The following is a 20,114-nucleotide window of genomic DNA, read 5'->3' as shown; positions in this document are numbered from 1 at the left end:
GCTTGCTTTTCGAGAATCTTTTCTTTCAAAGCGGAGGTGCATTCTAGCGATTTCATTGAGAGTGTCAAACACTTTTTTTTCAACTTATTTTCGTAGAAGCTTTTTCCTCTTCCAACCTTGCAAAGCCTTATAGCGTCTGCCGTGTCGGTGGATGCGCATTATAGGGAGTTACGATTGCAGCGCAAGCCCTTTTTAGAAAAAAAACAGAAAAATTGATCGTTCGGTGCTTTTTCCATCAAAAGCAAAAAAAAGAGGGTAAAAAACCCTCTTTTTTGACTTTAAAAACTGTACTTAAATGAAAGCATACGCATCCGCGAACATACGTTCCCTTTTCGCCCGCTTATTCTGAGTAAACTGTTCTCTCGCTGCGCCAGCCATTTCAAATCGACCTGCGATGTAAATATCGTAACTATCGAGGCTTACAAAATCGTCACTGACCGCTTCAAGTACATTACCCACCTTCCCCTGCCAATCAACTGGGGCTTCTTCCACTACTGGAATGAAGTGAACATTAGAGTATTTCTCTGAGATCGCGACAAGCTCGTTTTTTGCATATAACTGGCTTTCATCACGAGCTCCCCAATACAAGTAGATAGGATTGGTTTTGTTTTGCGCAACACAGTGGTCTAAGATTGATCGAACATAACTGAACCCTGTGCCACCAGCGATAAGCAATAAAGGACGCTCACTATCTTCTTGAACCCAAGCGTCACCGTGTGGTGCATCTATCTCAATATCACCATTGGTTGCTAGTGCAGATTTCATTGCTTCGACAACTTCTATCGCGTAAGCGTTGTGTTCAGCAGCGCCAATGTGCAGCTCCAGTTCACCTTCATGTCGGCAAGGGCTACTGGCAATAGAAAATGGGCGCTTATCTTTTTCTCCCATTACTACCATCAGGTATTGGCCAGCTTTAAACGCTACGAGTGATTCCGGGTGAAGTAGAATTCGGTAAGTATTACAAGCTAACGGCTGAATAGACTTTACTTTACATTGGATGGTCATGGTGTTCCTCTCACTTACTCTTCAAAAGTAAGCACTAAATTACTTTCTGTATAGGCTTGGCAAGGAAATATCCACCCTTGCTGTTGCTCTTTATCGGTTAGCATAGGGTCAAGGTGGTAACTCACCTTGCCTGATAACTTTTTACACATACACATAGCACAAGCGCCTACGCGACAACGGTGCGGGAAGCGAATATTATTGTTGAGCGCAGCTTCCAACACTGTCTCTCCCTCTTCGACCTGGAATGTAATTTTCATAGGAAGAAGCTGGACTTGATGGCTCATAGCATACCTAACTGATCCCAAATCTCATCGACTTTCGCCACAAGTTTAGGATCTTTTTTAATTGGCGTGCCCCACTCACGGGTCACTTCAGTTTCAAATTTATTGGTGGCATCGAGTTCTAGTCTCGTTGCAGTTCCACGCACTTGAATCGTGTCTCTATCGGGATCCATACGCGTTGTCACTGCCCAAATAATATCGTGCCAATCTTGAGCATTGACGTCGTCATCACACAGGATGATGAATTTGACATGCGTACGGAGCTCGAAAAACTCCCCAAGGTGTTTTAGCAAAGCTTGCGATTGTCCCGCCCACTCTTTCTTCATAGTGGCCACAACAAACTGCTGCTTGGCAGTAGGCGGTAAGTAAATATCAACAATATCCGGACATTGGGCTTTAAGCTCTTCCAACTCAACTTGCGTAAGCTCTTGCTTTCTCGCTCACGCGCTTGTGGTCGAGTTGCCAGTTCCGCTTCCCACTTTATCGTTGCATCCAATCCCATTTTGGAACCTAGTCCCGCCACCGGAGAAGCAAAATCCAATGAGTCAATCGGCGTATTATCTATCATTAACGTATCACGCACTGGATCCATATGCTCAGTCATGGCTTTAACCACATCATTCCAATCACGTGCATTAACAGACTCATCACAAACAATGACATATTTGGTGTACATGAACTGACGTAAGAAAGACCACACTCCCATCATGACACGCTTGGCATGTCCCGGGTATTGCTTCTTCATTGTCACCACAGCCATTCGATAAGAACAGCCTTCAGGAGGCAGATAGAAGTCTTCAATTTCAGGGAACTGTTTTTGTAAAATAGGAACGAAGACTTCATTCAGGGCAACGCCTAATACCGCAGGCTCATCCGGCGGTCGTCCGGTATAGGTGCTGTGGTAAATAGGGTCTTTGCGCATGGTAATATGTGTAATAGTGAAGACGCGGTGCAGTTCTTTCTCATTGTAGTAACCAGTATGGTCACCGTATGGTCCTTCTTCCGCAAATTCATTTGGGTCAATGTAGCCTTCTAGGACAATCTCGGCACTCGCGGGAACCTCTAGGTCATTGCTGATGGATTTGACGACTTCGGTTTTGCTGCCGCGGAGTAAACCCGCAAACGCATATTCGGACAATGTATCAGGCACGGGCGTAACCGCACCAAGAATGGTAGCGGGGTCTGCGCCAAAAGCGACTGATATGGGGAATGGTTGACCAGGGTTTGCTTCCATCCAATCGCGTAAATCAAGCGCTCCACCTCGATGAGCAAGCCAACGCATGATGATTTTATTCTTCGCAATTTTTTGCTGACGATAAATACCAAGGTTTTGGCGCTTTTTATTTGGCCCCTTGGTGACTGTTAAGCCCCAAGTTAAAAGCGGTGCAACATCTTCCGGCCAGCAACTCATTACGGGAATCTTATCCAAATCGACATCATCGCCCTGCCAAACGGTATCCTGACACGGGGCTTTACGCAGACGTTTAGCTGGCATGTTCAACACCTGTTTGAATACTGGTAACTTTTCAATCGCATCTTTAAAGCCTTTAGGTGGCTCTGGCTCTTTTAGGTACGCCAGTAGTTTCCCTACTTCTCGTAGCTCTTTTACATCTTGTCTCCCCATACCAATCGCGACTCGCTCCGCCGTACCAAAGAGATTGGTGAGTACCGGAACATCATATCCAATGGGGTTTTCAAACAACAATGCAGGACCGCCTGCGCGCAGTACGCGGTCGCTAATTTCTGTCATCTCATAGGCGGGATCGACAGGGTGAGTAATGCGTTTGAGTTTACCGTTCTGCTCTAGATAGTTGATAAACTCACGTAAATCCTTAAAACTCATAGGCCTTCATGACTGGCTGATTAAACTCTCCGCAGTATAACAAATAGAAGGACTGTAAGATCCTCCTATTTATTGTGGATTTATGGGTGATATTACTTCAATACTTGCTCAATCTGACTGGCTTTGACTTGATGATTGTTCGAAATAAGATCTTCGAGCCAGTTTTGGTGACCTTGCAGAGCCAGTTCTCTTGCAACTAGAGTCGCTTCTTCTGACAGGGCCATCTTGTCAATTAAGAACTGCTTCACTTCAGGAGTGAGCGGGTTGGATTTAGTCAGAAGACTAATAGCTGATGGCTTGAGAGTCGGATTGACCGTTGAGTTCATCAATTGCTGCAAGGAAAACGCATCACCGACCGCGGCCAAGCGCTCTATTTCTATCAGGCTGTTGTAATCGGCTTTCATCCGCCACAGCAAATCATAGACTTCTTTATCTCGACTGACTTCGGCCAAACGCGCTATCACAGCGGTTGATGGCAGCCAGCTTGTGATATCAGCTTGAGTTAACTGCACCGTCAATGCTTGTAGTGCACTAGGAGACAAATTATCTAATTCCTGAAGAAGCAGTGCCTCTTGGGACTTACTGTGTTGTGTCGTACCGGATAACCATTGTTGAAGATCGAGTTCCTGACGCTCCGCTTGCAGCACGAAGTCTAAGGTACTTTGGCCTTGTTTCCAGCGCTTGAGTAAACGACTTGCAACGGCAGGATAATTAAACGCAGGAACACTGAACTCGTACCCATCGCCTCGCTCTAAGACTTGATAGGTCGGGATCATACGAATCTGTGACTCTATAAAAAGCGCCATTCGTGGTGTAAGAACCACGTCCTGCTTTTCAATTTTTTCGAGCAAGCGAAAGCGCACAACCTCTTGCTGAGGCAGTGCGAGGCGGTCGAGGGCAAATTCCAGTGAATCGACTTTGTCTCTAATAGCATAGTCGAACAGTTCAGACGTTTTGGCCTGAATTGGGGCATCCTGAAGCCACTGCTCTACCACCGACTCCTGCATTTCCTTAGCAGATAGTGTCATTGGTATCGCCATAAGTGACACACTCAGGAGTAAAGACGACAACATTCCTTGTTGCATGTTAACCTCCCGATAACAATTACTTACATTCTGATGCTTCTATTTGCAGAAAGCAATAAAAAAGCCACCGTTTTGCGGTGGCTGTTTTATAAATAAGATGTTCGTAATTACTGACGACGCATCGCGTCAAAGAATTCGTCGTTGGTCTTGGTCATTGCCAGTTTATCAATGAGGAACTCCATTGCGTCGGTCTCACCCATTGGGTGGACAATCTTACGTAGAATCCACATTTTTTGTAGCTCGTCCGTTTTAGTCAACAACTCTTCACGACGAGTACCGCTGCGATTGAAGTCAATGGCAGGGAAAACACGTTTCTCTGCAATCTTACGGTTCAAGTGAAGTTCCATGTTACCGGTACCCTTGAACTCTTCGTAAATAACCTCATCCATCTTAGAACCAGTATCAACCAAAGCGGTTGCAATGATAGTCAAGCTACCACCTTCTTCGACGTTACGAGCAGCACCAAAGAAACGCTTAGGACGATGCAGTGCGTTTGCGTCCACACCACCAGTCAACACTTTACCTGATGAAGGAACAACGGTGTTGTAAGCACGCGCCAAACGAGTGATAGAATCTAGAAGGATAACGACGTCTTTCTTATGCTCAACCAAGCGTTTTGCTTTCTCAATGACCATTTCAGCGACTTGAACGTGACGTGATGCTGGCTCATCAAAGGTAGAAGCAATGACTTCACCTTTCACTAGACGCTGCATCTCGGTCACTTCTTCCGGACGTTCGTCAATCAGAAGTACCATCAGTTCACACTCAGGATGGTTGTAAGCGATACTTTGCGCGATGTTTTGCAAAAGCATGGTTTTACCTGCTTTTGGCGGAGCAACAATCAAACCACGCTGGCCTTTACCAATTGGCGATGCTAAGTCTAATACACGCGCTGTGATGTCTTCTGTTGAACCGTTGCCACGCTCCATCACCATACGCTCGTTAGCATGTAATGGTGTTAAGTTCTCAAAAAGAATCTTGTTACGAGCGTTGTCAGGCTTATCAGCATTGACTGTGTTGACTTTTAAAAGGGCAAAGTAGCGTTCACCATCTTTTGGTGGACGAATTTTACCCGCAATTGAGTCACCTGTGCGCAAGTTAAAACGACGAATCTGACTTGGTGATACGTAGATGTCGTCCGGACCAGCGAGGTATGAACTATCTGCACTGCGTAGGAAACCAAAACCGTCTTGCAGAATTTCCAGAACCCCATCGCCAAAGATGTCTTCGCCGCCTTTGGCGTGCGCTTTCAAAATCGCGAAGATAATGTCTTGTTTTCTTAAGCGAGCTAGGTTCTCTAATCCTAAGCTCTCGCCCAGTTTTACAAGGTCAGACACAGGTCTGTTCTTCAGTTCGGTAAGGTTCATGGTAGTGGATTCTTGTTTAGTCAAAATAAGATCTGTTTTCTAGTTAAGATGGATTTGGTCTCAGGATCGACCAAGAAGAGAAATTTGTTCAATTAACGCGCGATAACTTAGCACTAATTAATATTCTAGTCCAGAGTTAGAAAAACAAAACCGTGCATTGTTAATCTGCACGGTTTTGTTTTTAATCACATGGTGATTATAAATTTGCGTCCAAAAACTCTTTCAGCTGAGTTTTAGACAGAGCACCAACTTTCGTTGCCGCTACACCGCCGTCTTTAAACAACAGTAACGTTGGAATACCGCGAATACCAAACTTAGGCGGAGTGCCTGCGTTATGATCGATGTTTAGTTTACCGATAGTGAGCTTGCCTTCGTACTCTTCAGCGATTTCATCAAGAATAGGCGCAATCATCTTACAAGGACCACACCACTCTGCCCAAAAATCAACTAAAACAGGGCCTGCAGCATTGATCACATCGTTTTCAAAACCGTCATCAGTTAGCTGCAAAATCTTATCACTCATCTTCCACTCCAATGTGTTTTTCGAAACTGGTTGGATGATAACCAGTAATTAGATGCCCTATTGGAATGTATTTACTTTCGTATTGCAAGCTTTAGCTGATATTCTATAGCGATGAAAAAGACGCATATCACAGAGCAAAAGTTCGCCGATTTGGGATTAAAGCCCCAAGTTATTGATGGATTGGACAAAAAAGGGTTCGAATTTTGTACCCCTATCCAAGCCTTGGCGCTGCCGGTACTGCTCACCGGCCAAGACATTGCAGGCCAGGCCCAAACGGGCACTGGTAAAACCCTCGCGTTTCTTACTGCTACATTCAATCACTTGTTAACGACACCAGAACACGAAGGGCGCCAACCCACGCAACCGCGAGCCATCATCATGGCGCCAACGCGTGAGCTAGCCATACAAATCTTTAATGATGCAGAGTCGCTTATTGCCAGTACTGGCCTAAAAGCCGCATTGGCATACGGTGGCGAGAGCTACGATAAGCAACTCAATAAACTACAAAGCGGCGTCGATATCTTAATCGGGACCACCGGGCGTATTATTGATTTCTATAAACAGCGCGTATTCAACCTAAACAACATTCAAGTGGTTGTATTGGACGAAGCAGACCGCATGTTTGATTTAGGCTTTATTAAAGACATTCGCTTCTTGTTCCGCCGCATGCCTGCGCCACAAGAGCGTCTCAATATGCTATTTTCAGCCACGCTATCATATCGCGTTCAAGAACTGGCCTTTGAACATATGCACAACCCAGAGCATGTTGTGGTAGAACCAGCGCAAAAAACTGGTCACCGCATTCAGGAAGAACTGTTCTACCCATCAAACGAAGATAAAATGGCCTTACTTCAGACCCTCATTGAGGAAGATTGGCCAGATCGCGCAATTATTTTTGCTAATACCAAGCACAAATGTGAATCAGTTTGGGGGCATCTCGCTGCAGATGGTCACCGTGTTGGCCTACTTACTGGTGATGTACCGCAGAAAAAGCGTGAAAAAATTCTCGAGCAGTTCACTAAAGGTGATGTGGACATCCTAGTCGCGACCGATGTAGCCGCGCGTGGTTTACACATTCCTCAAGTAACACACGTGTTCAACTATGATTTACCTGACGATTGCGAAGATTATGTTCACCGCATTGGTCGTACAGGCCGTGCAGGTGCGAGCGGTCACTCAATCAGTTTTGCGTGCGAAGAATACGCGATTAACCTACCTGCAATTGAAGAATACATCGAACATACCATTCCGATGTCTGAATACGATGCTTCTGCGTTGATACGAGATCTGCCAGCACCAGTCCGCATGCGCGCGCCACGCAATCAACAGCGCCGGACGAATACGGGTGGTACACGTTCCGGTAATCGTAAGCCGCAAGGACGTCGCCCTCGTCAGCCACGCCAATCGGCACCTAAGCAATCTTAAAGGGAAACTGAAGTCGTTTATGAGTCAAGCAGGATCATCACCGCTATACGCTGCCATCGACCTCGGGTCGAACAGTTTTCATATGCTCGTTGTGCGTCATATCGATGGCAGCGTTCAAACTATGGCTAAAATTAAGCGCAAAGTTCGTTTAGCCGCGGGCTTAGATGAACATAACTCTCTTAGTATGGAAGCGATGCAGCGAGGATGGGACTGCTTAAGTCTATTTGCGGAACGCTTGCAAGATATTCCGAAACAGAACATTCGTATCGTCGGTACCGCAACATTGCGCACGGCAACGAATGTGGAAGTTTTTTTAGACAAAGCGCGTGAAATTCTCAGTCAGCCGATTGACGTCATTTCGGGTGAAGAAGAAGCCGCCACGATTTACAAGGGTGTAGCGCATACATCTGGCGGTAGCGGTCGTCGCTTAGTCGTCGATATTGGTGGCGCAAGTACTGAACTGATCATCGGTGAAGGGTTTGAGGCCAAAGCATTGACCAGCTTAAAGATGGGCTGTGTCACTTGGCTGGAAAATTTCTTTAAAGATAGACAACTGAATGCCCGCAATTTCGACGCTGCGATTGAAGGCGCAAAGCAGACCATCAAGCCGATATTAGAGCAGTATACCGACTTGGGTTGGGATGTTTGCGTTGGTGCGTCTGGTACCGTTCAAGCATTACAAGAGATCATGCTGGCGCAAGGTATGGACGAAGTAATTACTCACTCCAAGCTTAAACGCTTACAAAAGCAAGCGATGCTCGCTGATCATTTAGAAGAGCTAGACATAGAAGGTTTAACACTCGAACGTGCGCTTGTTTTCCCAAGCGGCTTATCTATTCTGATTGCGGTATTTGAATTACTCGAAATTGAGGCAATGACCTTGGCAGGAGGAGCGCTACGTGAAGGTCTGGTTTACGAGATGGTCGATGAACTGCGTCAAAGTGATATCCGCTCACGCACCATTAGCAGTATTCAGAGTCGTTATCAACTGGATTGCCAATATGGGGATCAGGTGAGTCAACTTGCTAGCCAGCTTCTTAAACAAGCTGGCGGTGAAACATGGATTTCTGAGCCTCAAGGTAAAATCTTACTTACCACAGCCGCCAAATTGCATGAAATAGGCTTAACCATTGACTTCAAAAAAGGTGGTGAACACAGTGCTTATCTGCTGCAAAACCTAGACTTGCCCGGTTATACGCGAGCACAGAAGTTCTTTATCGGCGAAGTGGCACGTCGTTACCGTGAACAACTGACGTCTCTTCCTGAGCAACATGCTCTATCGGGCAGCAGTGCAAAACGTGTCCTGCGTTTATTACGCCTTGCGGTCTTACTAACCCACCGCCGCAATCCAAGCTTAGAACCGCAGATCGAGCTTTCCGCAGAGGGTGACAACCTGACATTAAGTATCGATGCCAAATGGTTAGAGGCGAATCCGCTGACAGCAGCAGAGCTGGAAATTGAATCGAATCGCCAAACTGATATTGGCTGGCCGTTAACGATTTCAGCGCGCTAACCGTTTACGGTTTCTTTACCACTTAAACATTACATATCGATAGATAAAGGCTCCTTTGGAGCCTTTTTTATTGCCTGTTATTTTTTGAAGTGCAGATCTAAGCCCTTTGGGATACCCATGATCCAAATGCTCTACGAGCTGAACGCCTCATTCACATGTAACAAAAAGCCGCTTGTCAAAAACAAGCGGCTTTCCAACATCGAAACAAACTGAGAGCACTACACTGTGGTCGTGACTTTAAAGTCAGGATTCACTGCAGTGAGTTTCTTGATCAGATAGTTCAGCAGTACACCGTACATCGGAACAAACAGGCCAAGGCTAATAACAAGCTTGAAGCCATAGTCCACCAGCGCGATTTCAGTCCAGTGCTCAGCCATAAATGGATCCGGACTCTGGTAAAACGCAATACCAAAGAAGGCAATCGTATCTAATGCATTACCGAATAGTGTCGAACAAGTCGGAGCTACCCACCACTGCTTCATTTGGCGTAGGCGGTTAAAGACATGCACATCCAAAATTTGGCCGAGCAGATAAGCCATAAAGCTTGCTATCGCGATGCGGGCAACAAACAGATTAAATTCACTCAAATGGCTAAGGCCTTGGAACTGACCTTCAAAAAAGACCACTGAAAGAAAATACGAGACGATCAACGCAGGTAACATCACCAAAAAAATGATTTTACGCGCGAGCGGTGCACCAAAAATACGTACCGTCAGATCGGTTGCCAAGAAAATAAATGGAAACGTAAATGCGCCCCAAGTGGTATGGAAGCCAAAAACAGTAAACGGCAGCTGAACCAGATAATTGCTGGATGCAATAATGACAAGATGAAATAAAACCAGATAGATAAGGGCGTTGCGCTGCTGCGCAGGGGTAAAGTTACTCATGCGATACCTTTTTAGTTTGGTTTGGGGGCGAGGGAACCCAAATCGAGTGCGCTATTTAAAAGCCACTCTTACCAACAATGTTAAATGAAAAAATGTCTTCACTCTGTATTGAGCAAAGCGGTGGGCGATTATACATTAACCACTTTGACTAGCAAGTAGAGGTTTTTACGCAAACGTTTATTCTTATACTTCACTTAAAAACAGCGGCTTTTAAGACACAAACAAAAAAGGTGTTTCATGTGAAACACCTTCCTACTACGCTCTTTTCAGATCAGAAACCACGTTGAAACAACCCGGCTAGATAATCAAGCTCTTCCCTGCTCTCTTCTATCGTTAGCGCTTCAAACCAAATCGCTTCACTATAATGTTCAGCCTTCATAAACAAACGACAGCCTTCAAAATCGATGAGCCAAGAATGGATATCCGCATCCCATTGCTTGTCAATAACAACAGCAGATAACAATCCAACCAAGCGCTCTCCCAGCGCAGGAAATGTATCTAAATCAAAGCTTGGGGCAGTAATAACTAAACGCCCTTCGTCAGCGAAATATTCCGCTAAGCCAAATTCCTTTTGCATAGTCAGTCTCTTAACCGTGGTGAGTAATATGTTCTTGAATCAAATCAAGAAACGGATCGGCATACTTTTCTAGCTTTCGCTGCCCCACGCCACTAACGGCTAACATCTCACCGTATGACGTTGGCAATATATCTGCCATATCAATAAGCGTCGCGTCACTGAAAACCACGTACGGTGGTAACCCATCTTCATCGGCAATCGACTTACGCAATTTACGTAACTTAGCAAACAACTTTTTATCATAGTTTTTGCTAGTGAGTTTATCTGTTTTCGCCGCGCGAGCAGTGGTATCGAGCCGGGGTACCGCCAGTTCGAGTGACACGTCTCCGCGCAGCAACGGGCGCGCTTCTTCAGTCAACTGCAACGTTGAATTACGGGTGATATTTTGAAACAACAGACCTTTGTGAATCAGCTGACGGAAAATGCTCACCCAATAGTCATGACTATTCTCACGCCCGATTCCATAGGTAGAAAGTTTATCGTGCCCATGTTCACGGACGCGAATATTTTGCATTCCCCGCAACACTTCAACAACGTAATTCATACCAAAGCTCTGATTAACACGGTAAACACAGGATAAGGCTTTGCGAGCTTGTTGCGTCGCATCAAACAGTTTAGGTGGGTCAAGACAAACATCGCAGTTCCCACAAGGTTTTTCACGATATTCACCAAAATAGTTTAACAATACTTGGCGACGGCAGGTCTGCGCTTCGGCAAACGCACTCATCGCATTGAGTTTATGGCTTTCGACTTGTTTTTGCGGGCCATCGTCTTTCTCGTCCAACATACGACGTAACCAACTAATATCAGCCGGATCGTAAAGCATCATCGCTTCTGCTGGTAAACCATCTCGCCCGGCACGCCCCGTTTCCTGATAGTAGGACTCGATGTTACGGGGAATATCAAAATGCACGACAAAACGCACGTTTGGTTTGTTAATCCCCATACCAAAGGCTACCGTAGCAACAACGATTTGAATATCATCACGTTGAAATGCTTCTTGAACATACGCTCGCTCATCAGTCTCCATTCCAGCATGGTAACCCGCGGCACGAATACCATTGTTACACAGCTTCTCTGTCACCATTTCTACTTTCTTACGACTACCACAATAGATAATCCCGCAGTTCCCTCTCTGGGTTTCTAAATAGCGGATGATTTGCGAAACGGGCTTATGCTTTTCAACTAAGTTGTAACGAATATTAGGGCGATCAAAGCTCCCCAGATAAACCTGCGGTTCCGTTAAATTCAATCGCTGTAAGATATCTCGACGAGTCGCATCGTCCGCGGTCGCGGTTAGCGCCATAAATGGAACGTGTGAAAAGTGCTGCTTTAGTTGACCTAACGCGGCGTATTCGGGACGGAAATCGTGGCCCCATTGCGAAATACAATGCGCTTCATCTACGGCAATCATCGATAAAGAAAGATGTTCTAAGCGCTCGATAAAATCGCGCATTAATACTCGTTCAGGCGAGACATAAATCAGCTTCAACTGACCATTATGCATCCGGTTATACACGCTGAGCAGCGCTTCTCGCTCATGGTCGAGTTGACACATTCCGCCGCTACACCATTGGCTTTGAGCTGATCAACTTGGTCTTTCATCAGTGAAATCAGTGGCGAAATTACTAAGGTAATACCAGGCTTTACTAAAGCAGGAATCTGATAACAAAGTGATTTACCGCCACCAGTCGGCATAATAACTAAACTATCCTGCCCCTCTACCGCAGCATCAATGACTTGTTGCTGGCCATCACGAAAAGACTGATACCCAAACACGTCCTGTAATACTTTTTGAGGTGTTGCAGGTAAGTCTGATGGTTCAGCTAACAGAGTCGAGGTCATGAATAATCTCAGGTTGGATGGTCAAGAAATGCTTTTCCGTGCCGCGAAGTCAACGCCTCTTGGCACACAAAACGAGGGCACATTGTAATGGGGTTTGATGGTGAATAAAACCGCAAATTGTTAGGCGTTTCTCGGGACGACTCGTATACTCAGTTTCTCGTCTATAAATACACAAATAATTGGCACTTCATGACATCAGAAGAACAACTGCGCGCACGACAAGGCGTTCTGCTTGCGATTGCGGCCTACACTATGTGGGGTATTGCCCCTATGTACTTTAAATCGATTGCCCAGGTCTCTGCGTTTGAAATTCTCAGCCACCGAGTGATTTGGTCTTTCTTTTTGCTTGCTGCTCTACTTCATTTTGGCCGAAGGTGGCGTGCCGTCTATGACATTGCAAGCAGCAAAAGTAAAATGGCATATCTGCTATCAAGCTCTGTCCTCATTGGTGCTAACTGGCTGATTTTTATTTGGGCAGTCAACACCAACCATATGCTTGATGCGAGTCTTGGCTATTTCATCAACCCACTGATTAATATTTTGCTTGGGATGGTATTTCTCGGAGAGAGACTACGCAAACTCCAGTGGTTCGCTGTGGTGCTGGCGGGTTGCGGGGTATTAGTGCAATTAATCGTCTTTGGTTCGGTACCGATTGTTGCGATGGCACTTGCGATGAGCTTTGGATTTTACGGGCTGCTACGCAAAAAAGTGGCCGTGGATGCACAAACCGGGCTCTTTGTCGAAACGCTCCTTCTTTTGCCGGCAGCGTTGGTTTACTTGTTGTTTTTCGCTGATACCGCCACATCAAACATGATGAATAATGCCGCTTCTCTCAATACACTTCTTATTGCTGCTGGTGTGATTACAACGTTACCTCTACTCTGCTTTACTGGTGCGGCAACAAGGCTCAAATTATCTACTTTAGGTTTTTTCCAATACATCGGTCCAAGTTTAATGTTTTTGCTTGCCGTACTGATGTACGGAGAAGCGTTCACTATGGATAAAGCCATCACCTTCGCTTTTATTTGGGGTGCGTTAGTCGTATTCAGTATCGATGGACTGCGCAGCAATCGTCGTTCTCGTCGGGCAATTCAGCCACAGTGATCGTTTTTTACAAGACAGCAACGATATTGATAGATAAGCTTGGTTATATTATGACCAAGCTTTTTTGTATGTAATGGAACAGATTCAATACTATTCTACAGCCCATGACCAGTTGAGCCTGATCGAGGCGAAATATCAGAGTTTTGCTTTTCAAAAGCACTATCATCTTGATTTTCACCTTGGCTTAATCACCCATGGTGAACAGAAATTCCATCACCAAGGCAGCCATCATCAAGTCGGACACGGACAGATTGTCATTATGCCGCCTGATGAACTGCATGACGGTCAATCACGGCGTGCTGATGGGTATGAAGTGAATGTATTTTCGATCGAACCAAGCATGCTCAGTGATCTGGCAGATCTTAAACAAAACGGTCAAATAATCAGCTTTAATGCACTGATCATCTCGGATCCGCAGATATTTTTACAACTTAGCAACTTGCACCTCTACCTGCGCAGCAAAAACCTCAGTCAGTTGACCAAAGATTGCCTGCCATTTGAGGGATTTAACTCACTAATTGATCGCTATGGATCCCTAGACAGACAGAAAGTCCTACCGCTTGGCAACCAATCACTTAACACCTTAAAAGAGTACTTGATGGCTAACCTTGATAAGTCGGTTCGCTTGAATGCACTCTCTGAACTCTGCCAACTGAGCCCAACTCAGTTTCAGCGACATTTTAAAGCCCAAACTGGCATGACGCCGTACGCTTGGTTTGCTCGTTTGCGGTTAGAAAAAGGAATGAAGCTACTTCAAGCAGGTCAGTGTGGAACTCAAGTCGCACATCAAGTCGGCTTTTACGATCAAGCGCATTTCAGTAAAGCATTTAAGCAAACTTATGGTATATCACCATCGCAAGTGGCCCGATAAAACCATTTGATACAATGCTGCCAATATTTTACAAGCATTCTCCGCGATATAGCGTGACAATGTTGCTCTTCGCTTTGTTTTGAGATGTGTTATGAATGAATCTACCATCCTATTAACGCTTGCCAGTATCCACTTTATTGCGTTGATGAGTCCAGGTCCTGATTTTGCTCTGGTCGTGCAGAATGCGACACGCCATGGCCGCCAAACCGGATTGTATATCGCACTAGGGTTGTCGGTTGGTATCTTACTGCACTCCCTATTCAGTCTAACGGGTGTCAGCTTTTTAGTTCACCAACATCCGGTGCTCTATTCCGTCTTGCAATTACTTGGCGGTAGCTATCTGCTCTATTTAGGTATCGGCGCCCTACGAAGTGTGATCTCCATGATCAAAAACCCTCTTTCTGATCAACCGAGCAAAGCAAACCATCTCGTGATCAGCAATAAACGCCAAGCTTTTACCAAAGGTTTCGCAACTAATATTCTCAACCCAAAAGCCTTGGTGTTTTTCGTTAGCTTAATGTCGAGCCTTGTGCCTGCAGACATGTCGGTGACAGGCAAAAGCATTGCCCTCGTGATTCTATTTGGTCTGTCGCTGTTCTGGTTCTCCAGCCTCGCGTGGATGTTATCAACGCAGCGCTTACAAACACGGTTGCAGCAAGCCGGTATCTATATAGACGGTTTATGTGGCGTAGTCTTTACGCTGGTCGGTGGCAGTATTTTAGTGCAAACCATCCGTACATTTATCGGATAACTCTCTGATTTAAAAGCGTCGCACACTCGACATTTCTAAAATAGGAAACTCGACGACCAGTTCCATGGCTGCCAAGCTGAATAAATCAGATTGGCAACATGGAGAGCCATCATGCGATGGACGTTCAACCGACTAGTACTCTCGGGTCTTTTTCTTACTTCCCCTTTCATTTTAACCGGGCAAGTCCGCGCGAACCAAGCTGCGGACTCTGTCGCACCAGAGCACAGTACCGGCATTGAACAGAAGCAGATAGTCAAAGCAAAAGATTACATGGTGACTGCCGCGAACCCACTTGCCACTCAAGCGGGTGCAAACGTGCTTGCTCAAGGCGGTAATGCCATAGATGCCATGGTCACGGTACAACTGATGCTTGGCTTAGTTGAACCCCAATCATCTGGTATTGGTGGCGGTGCGTTTTTAGTGTATTGGAACGATGAAACGCAAAAGCTGACGACTTATGACGGACGTGAAACCGCGCCCCTCGCCGCGACGCCAACACTGTTTCTAGACGAAAATAGTCAGCCACTGCAGTTCTACGACGCCGTGGTGGGTGGACGCTCTGTTGCAACGCCCGGCACCGTCAAGCTGCTGTGGGACACTCACCAAAAATACGGCAAACTGGATTGGAAAAAAATCATCCAACCTATTATCACGCAGGCGGAGCAAGGTTTCAAAGTCAGCCCTCGCCTAGCAAGTTTGATAGAAACAGACGCCGAGCGTTTATCGCGCTTTCCAGCCACCAAAGCCTACTTCTTTAACTCAGATGGTTCGCCAAAAAGCGAAGGTACGTTATTAAAAAACCCTGAGTACGCACAAACACTGAGTGCCATTGCCAAGCAAGGCGCCCAAGCCTTCTACCATGGGGATATCGCCAAGGACATTATCGAGACGGTACAAACCGCGCCGGGAAACCCGGGCGTATTAGCCCAACCCGATTTTGACACCTACCAAATCAAACAACGTGATCCGGTTTGCGCGGCATACCAAAGCTATGATATTTGCGGTATGGGGCCGCCGAGTTCCGGCGCGCTCACTATTGGCCAAATTTTGGCGCTCACTGAACAGTACGATCTTAAAGGCTGGGGCGCTAACAGCATTAAGTCTTGGCAAGTACTCGCCGATGCATCTCTTCTAGCGTTTGCTGACCGTGGTAAATACATGGCAGACCAGGATTACGTACCAATGCCAACAGAAGGCTTGCTCGATAAGGACTATCTCAAACAGCGAGCTAAGCTCATCCAAGTCGGCAAAGCACTAAACAAAGTTGAAGCAGGTAACCCTCCGTGGTCACACGCAATGAATTTAAGTATGGACGAGTCCATTGAGCTTCCTTCCACCAGCCATTTCAATATCGTCGATAAACAGGGTAATGTGGTCTCCATGACGACCACCATAGAGAATGCGTTTGGCTCGCGTTTAATGGTACGTGGTTTCTTGCTTAATAACGAACTGACCGATTTTTCTTTTCGCACTCATATTAACGGTACTCCAATCGCAAACCGTTTAGAGCCAGGTAAGCGGCCACGATCTTCGATGGCACCGACGATTATGATGAAAGACAAAAAGCCATACATGGCGATAGGTTCTCCGGGTGGCAGTCGAATTATCGGGTACGTTGCTCAAACTATCATTGCTCACACTCAGTGGGATATGAACATTCAACAAGCGATCAATCAACCAAGACTGTTAAACCGATTTGGCACCTTGGACATTGAAAAAGGAACCTCCGCAATCAACTTACAACCGGAGATGGAAAAGATGGGCTTTACCACCGAAATACGCGACTTGAACTCCGGCTTGCATGCTATCCGAATCACTCCTGATGGCTTAGAAGGTGCGGCAGATCCACGTCGAGAAGGTATCGCTATCGGAAAATAATAGCCTTTAGCCCGCTTCTTTGTGCGAGATCTCGCACAAAGGGTTGGGTAAAACACGCTTTTCGACGAGTAAAATAGCCATGAAACCCATTTAACCTATTGAATAATAAGAACATGAGGCTTTATTGAACATATCACAATAAGAAAAATGTGCGCTTTCTCCGTTGTCCAGGTGCGCGAAATACGTAATATTAAACCTGTCGGAAGGATGCTGACACGGAACAGGAATTACCAAGGATTTGGTAGACTTCAGGAAGAAGAAACGGTTATTCAGGATGAATAGTCGGGCATGGAATGCAAAACTGGACATTGAACGGAATCAATAGTGACTAGGATGGTTGCTACTAAGGACGGGAAATGGACACCTCTGGACGAGGCAAGGACTGAACATCAGGATGATGTAATGGACACCGCTCAGGGAACAAGTGATGAGAGCTAACGAGGATTGTTAGCAGACCAGGATAAGGTCAAGGACACCGCTAGGAAGGCGACGGAAGGAATACGCTGAAGGAATCAGCACACTATCATGGATTCGATGCATGGAGCACTTTTAGTAGCTGGATTGCTGCGAGTAAGACTATAACCCCGATGGGCGCAAGCCTCGGGGTTTTTCTTTGCCTGAATGTTCTGAATGTTCTGAATGTTCTGAATGTTCTAATAGCTGACATAAAAAAGAGCCACCTAGGTAGCTCTTTTGAGATTTTATGTGAATAGCTTAAAGCTTCTCAAGTTTTGCGTAAGCGGTCACTAACCATTTGATGCCTTCACCGTTAAAAGCAATCTGTACCCGGCTTTGTGGGCCACTGCCTTCAAAGTTGATGATCGTCCCTTCACCAAATTTCGGGTGCATCACGCGCGAGCCTAGCGAAAACCCTGTCTCATTGAAGTTTTCTTTCACCGCAGTCTGGCTAAAACGGCCACTGCTTGAAGGACGGCTGACTTGTGCTTCATGCGCACTTCATCTAAGCAAGTTTCTGGTAACTCGCGAATAAAGCGTGACGGCTTGTGGTATTTATCTTGACCGTATAAACGACGCATTTCAGCATACGTGATGTAGAGTTTCTGCATCGCTCGGGTCATACCGACATAACATAAGCGTCGCTCTTCTTCTAAACGCCCCGCTTCTTCGGCAGACATCTGACTTGGGAACATGCCCTCTTCCACACCGACCATAAACACTAATGGGAATTCCAACCCTTTCGCACTGTGTAGCGTCATTAGTTGAACAGCGTCTTCAAACTCATCGGCCTGCCCTTCACCAGCCTCTAGAGCTGCATGGGTTAAAAATGCCGTCAGCAGAGACATTTCTTCCGCTTCTTCTGGTTTCTCAAACTGGCGAGTGGCGGTGACCAATTCCTCTAAGTTTTCTATACGAGCCTTAGACTTTTCACCCTTCTCTTGTTCGTACATGGCAAACAAGCCAGAGTATTTTATTACGTGGTCGGTCTGCTCATGCAATGGTTTATCTAGTGTGTCGTCTTCCAAAGCCGTGATGAGTTCAATAAAACGACTCAGCGCACCTGCAGCGCGACCAGCAAGCACCTGCTCTTCTAGCATGGCTACGCTAGCTTCCCACATGGTGCAACCACGATCACGAGCTGCACGACGAATGGTCTCTAAAGTCTTATCACCCATACCGCGAGTTGGCGTATTTACCACACGTTCAAATGCTGCATCGTCATTGCGATTGGCAATCAAACGCATGTAGCTCAGTGCATCTCGAATTTCCTGACGTTCGAAGAATCGCATCCCACCATAAATACGGTATGGAAGACCGGCCTGAATCAGCGCTTCTTCTAGAACACGAGATTGGGCGTTATTACGGTAAAGCATCGCACTATCATTCAATGCTCCACCGTTATCTTGCCACTCTTTGATTTTATTCACAGCAAAGCGGGCTTCGTCTAATTCGTTGTACGCACTGTAAACCGAAATCGGCTCACCTTCTGCACCATCGGTCCAAAGCTCTTTCCCCATGCGCTCCGTGTTGTTGGATATCAGGGTGTTCGACGCTTCCAAAATCGTTTTAGTTGAACGATAGTTTTGCTCAAGACGGATGGTATTAACACTAGGAAACTCGAGTGTAAATTTCTCGATGTTTTCTACTTTTGCACCGCGCCAGCCATAAATGGATTGGTCATCATCACCAACAATCATTACATGACACTCAGGACCTGCCATCATCCGTAGCCAAGCATATTGAATGTTGTTGGTATCTTGAAATTCGTCGACCAAAATATGCTTAAAACGCGCTTGGTAATGTTCACGAACAAACTTATTGTCACGCAGTAGCTCATGCGCGCGCAGCAAAATTTCCGCGAAATCCACCAAACCAGCGCGATCACACGCTTCTTGGTAAGCGGTGTATAGCTGAAGGTAAGTTTTAGTCACTGGGTCGTGATAAGCGTCGATGTGCGATGGGCGCAAACCTTCGTCCTTCTTACCATTAATCCACCACGAAACTTGACGTGCAGGCCACTGCTTTTCATCTAAGTTTTGTGCTTTGATTAAACGCTTTAACAAACGCTGTTGATCATCGCTGTCTATAATTTGGAAGTCTTCCGGTAGCTTGGCATCAAGATAGTGCGCGCGCAAAATACGATGGCAAATTCCGTGGAAAGTACCATTCCACATGCCAGACGCACTGCCCATCATCAACTCTTCAATACGACCGCGCATTTCTGCTGCCGCTTTATTGGTGAAAGTGACCGACATGATCGAGAAAGGAGAAGCTTGTTCAACTGACATGAGCCAAGCGATACGGTGAACAAGAACGCGAGTCTTACCACTCCCTGCACCAGCAAGGACGAGCAAGTTTTCTAGAGGTGCTGCGACGGCTTCACGCTGTTTATCGTTCAAGCCGTCGAGTAATAGAGATGGATCCATCATGATGAGCTACTGGTTATTTATACATAAAAACCGATTATAACCTAAACAACCGGGTGCTGTTTAGACAAAACTTGATAAAAAAATTCGCTGTTTTTTAATCTTTTATTCAAATAGTTGGCAAGGTTAACCAATAAAATTTCATTTGCTACGACTATTTTCATGAAAGTTTTTCTGCCTCATCTCTATCTTTTAGTTTAAGCAAGTGGATAAAGGTTGTACGCCAAACGGCAAATCGACTTGCCTGACGAAAGTAAAAGGAAATCACTCAGAG

At 45.9% G+C, this 20,114-nt stretch carries 13 protein-coding genes and 3 pseudogenes; 6 read left to right on the top strand and 10 right to left on the bottom strand.

The window, feature by feature from the left end; genetic code table 11:
- Positions 1-291 precede the first annotated feature (291 nt).
- The 6 genes and pseudogenes from fre to trxA all read right to left on the bottom strand — a co-directional run bounded on the left by fre (position 292) and on the right by trxA (position 6,104).
- Positions 292-1,005 carry an NAD(P)H-flavin reductase gene (gene fre, locus SU60_RS17885; RefSeq protein WP_041156723.1) on the bottom strand — a complete coding sequence of 238 codons (714 nt, stop codon included), beginning with the start codon at positions 1,003-1,005 and terminating at the stop codon, positions 292-294.
- A 14-nt stretch (positions 1,006-1,019) separates the two neighbouring features.
- On the bottom strand, positions 1,020-1,289 hold the full coding sequence (locus tag SU60_RS17880; protein WP_041156722.1) for a 2Fe-2S iron-sulfur cluster-binding protein: 270 nt from the start codon (positions 1,287-1,289) through the stop codon (positions 1,020-1,022).
- Positions 1,286-3,129: pseudogene (gene ubiD, locus SU60_RS17875) on the bottom strand (4-hydroxy-3-polyprenylbenzoate decarboxylase). Before ubiD ends, SU60_RS17880 begins: the two are co-directional and overlap by 4 nt.
- A gap of 92 nt (positions 3,130-3,221) precedes the next feature.
- On the bottom strand, positions 3,222-4,214 hold the full coding sequence (locus SU60_RS17870) for a hypothetical protein (RefSeq protein ID WP_041156721.1): 993 nt from the start codon (positions 4,212-4,214) through the stop codon (positions 3,222-3,224).
- A 107-nt stretch (positions 4,215-4,321) separates the two neighbouring features.
- Complete coding sequence (rho, locus tag SU60_RS17865) at positions 4,322-5,581, bottom strand: transcription termination factor Rho (protein WP_041156720.1); 1,260 nt, start codon at positions 5,579-5,581, stop codon at positions 4,322-4,324.
- A gap of 196 nt (positions 5,582-5,777) precedes the next feature.
- Complete coding sequence (gene trxA / locus SU60_RS17860) at positions 5,778-6,104, bottom strand: thioredoxin TrxA (RefSeq protein ID WP_041156719.1); 327 nt, start codon at positions 6,102-6,104, stop codon at positions 5,778-5,780.
- Between the two features lie 111 nt (positions 6,105-6,215).
- Between trxA and rhlB the strand changes: the two genes are divergently transcribed.
- Together rhlB and gppA are read left to right on the top strand one after the other, a co-directional pair.
- Positions 6,216-7,529 (top strand): ATP-dependent RNA helicase RhlB, encoded by a 1,314-nt coding sequence (gene rhlB / locus SU60_RS17855; RefSeq protein ID WP_041156718.1) that lies wholly within the window; start codon positions 6,216-6,218, stop codon positions 7,527-7,529.
- Positions 7,530-7,548: 19 nt separating this feature from the next.
- Positions 7,549-9,042: a guanosine-5'-triphosphate,3'-diphosphate diphosphatase gene (gene gppA / locus SU60_RS17850; RefSeq protein WP_041156717.1), complete on the top strand. Its 1,494-nt coding sequence runs from the start codon at positions 7,549-7,551 to the stop codon at positions 9,040-9,042.
- A gap of 218 nt (positions 9,043-9,260) precedes the next feature.
- On the opposite strand, the gene SU60_RS17845 is transcribed toward gppA, so the two are convergent.
- From SU60_RS17845 to recQ, 3 genes and pseudogenes are all read right to left on the bottom strand, one after another.
- Positions 9,261-9,929 carry a 7-cyano-7-deazaguanine/7-aminomethyl-7-deazaguanine transporter gene (locus SU60_RS17845; protein WP_041156716.1) on the bottom strand — a complete coding sequence of 223 codons (669 nt, stop codon included), beginning with the start codon at positions 9,927-9,929 and terminating at the stop codon, positions 9,261-9,263.
- Positions 9,930-10,200: 271 nt separating this feature from the next.
- Entirely contained in the window at positions 10,201-10,506 is a 306-nt protein-coding gene (locus SU60_RS17840) for a DUF3630 family protein (RefSeq protein WP_041156715.1), read from the bottom strand.
- 10 nt (positions 10,507-10,516) lie between these two features.
- A pseudogene (gene recQ / locus SU60_RS17835) lies at positions 10,517-12,351 on the bottom strand (ATP-dependent DNA helicase RecQ).
- Positions 12,352-12,540: 189 nt separating this feature from the next.
- Between recQ and rarD the strand changes: the two are divergent.
- From rarD to ggt, 4 genes are all read left to right on the top strand, one after another.
- On the top strand, positions 12,541-13,455 hold the full coding sequence (gene rarD / locus SU60_RS17830) for an EamA family transporter RarD (protein ID WP_041156714.1): 915 nt from the start codon (positions 12,541-12,543) through the stop codon (positions 13,453-13,455).
- A 73-nt stretch (positions 13,456-13,528) separates the two neighbouring features.
- Complete coding sequence (locus SU60_RS17825; protein WP_041156713.1) at positions 13,529-14,326, top strand: AraC family transcriptional regulator; 798 nt, start codon at positions 13,529-13,531, stop codon at positions 14,324-14,326.
- 91 nt (positions 14,327-14,417) lie between these two features.
- Positions 14,418-15,077 carry a LysE family translocator gene (locus SU60_RS17820; protein WP_041156712.1) on the top strand — a complete coding sequence of 220 codons (660 nt, stop codon included), beginning with the start codon at positions 14,418-14,420 and terminating at the stop codon, positions 15,075-15,077.
- A gap of 111 nt (positions 15,078-15,188) precedes the next feature.
- On the top strand, positions 15,189-16,955 hold the full coding sequence (gene ggt, locus SU60_RS17815; RefSeq protein WP_041156711.1) for a gamma-glutamyltransferase: 1,767 nt from the start codon (positions 15,189-15,191) through the stop codon (positions 16,953-16,955).
- Positions 16,956-17,669: 714 nt separating this feature from the next.
- Here ggt and uvrD read toward each other — a convergent pair.
- A pseudogene (uvrD, locus tag SU60_RS17810) lies at positions 17,670-19,843 on the bottom strand (DNA helicase II).
- Positions 19,844-20,114 lie beyond the last annotated feature (271 nt).

The sequence above is a fragment of the Vibrio mytili genome (assembly GCF_000830505.1).
In the GTDB taxonomy this organism is placed as follows: Bacteria; Pseudomonadota; Gammaproteobacteria; order Enterobacterales; family Vibrionaceae; genus Vibrio; species Vibrio mytili.
The sequence above is the reverse complement of the archived record's forward strand: the minus strand, read 5'-3'. Positions and strand labels throughout refer to the sequence as shown.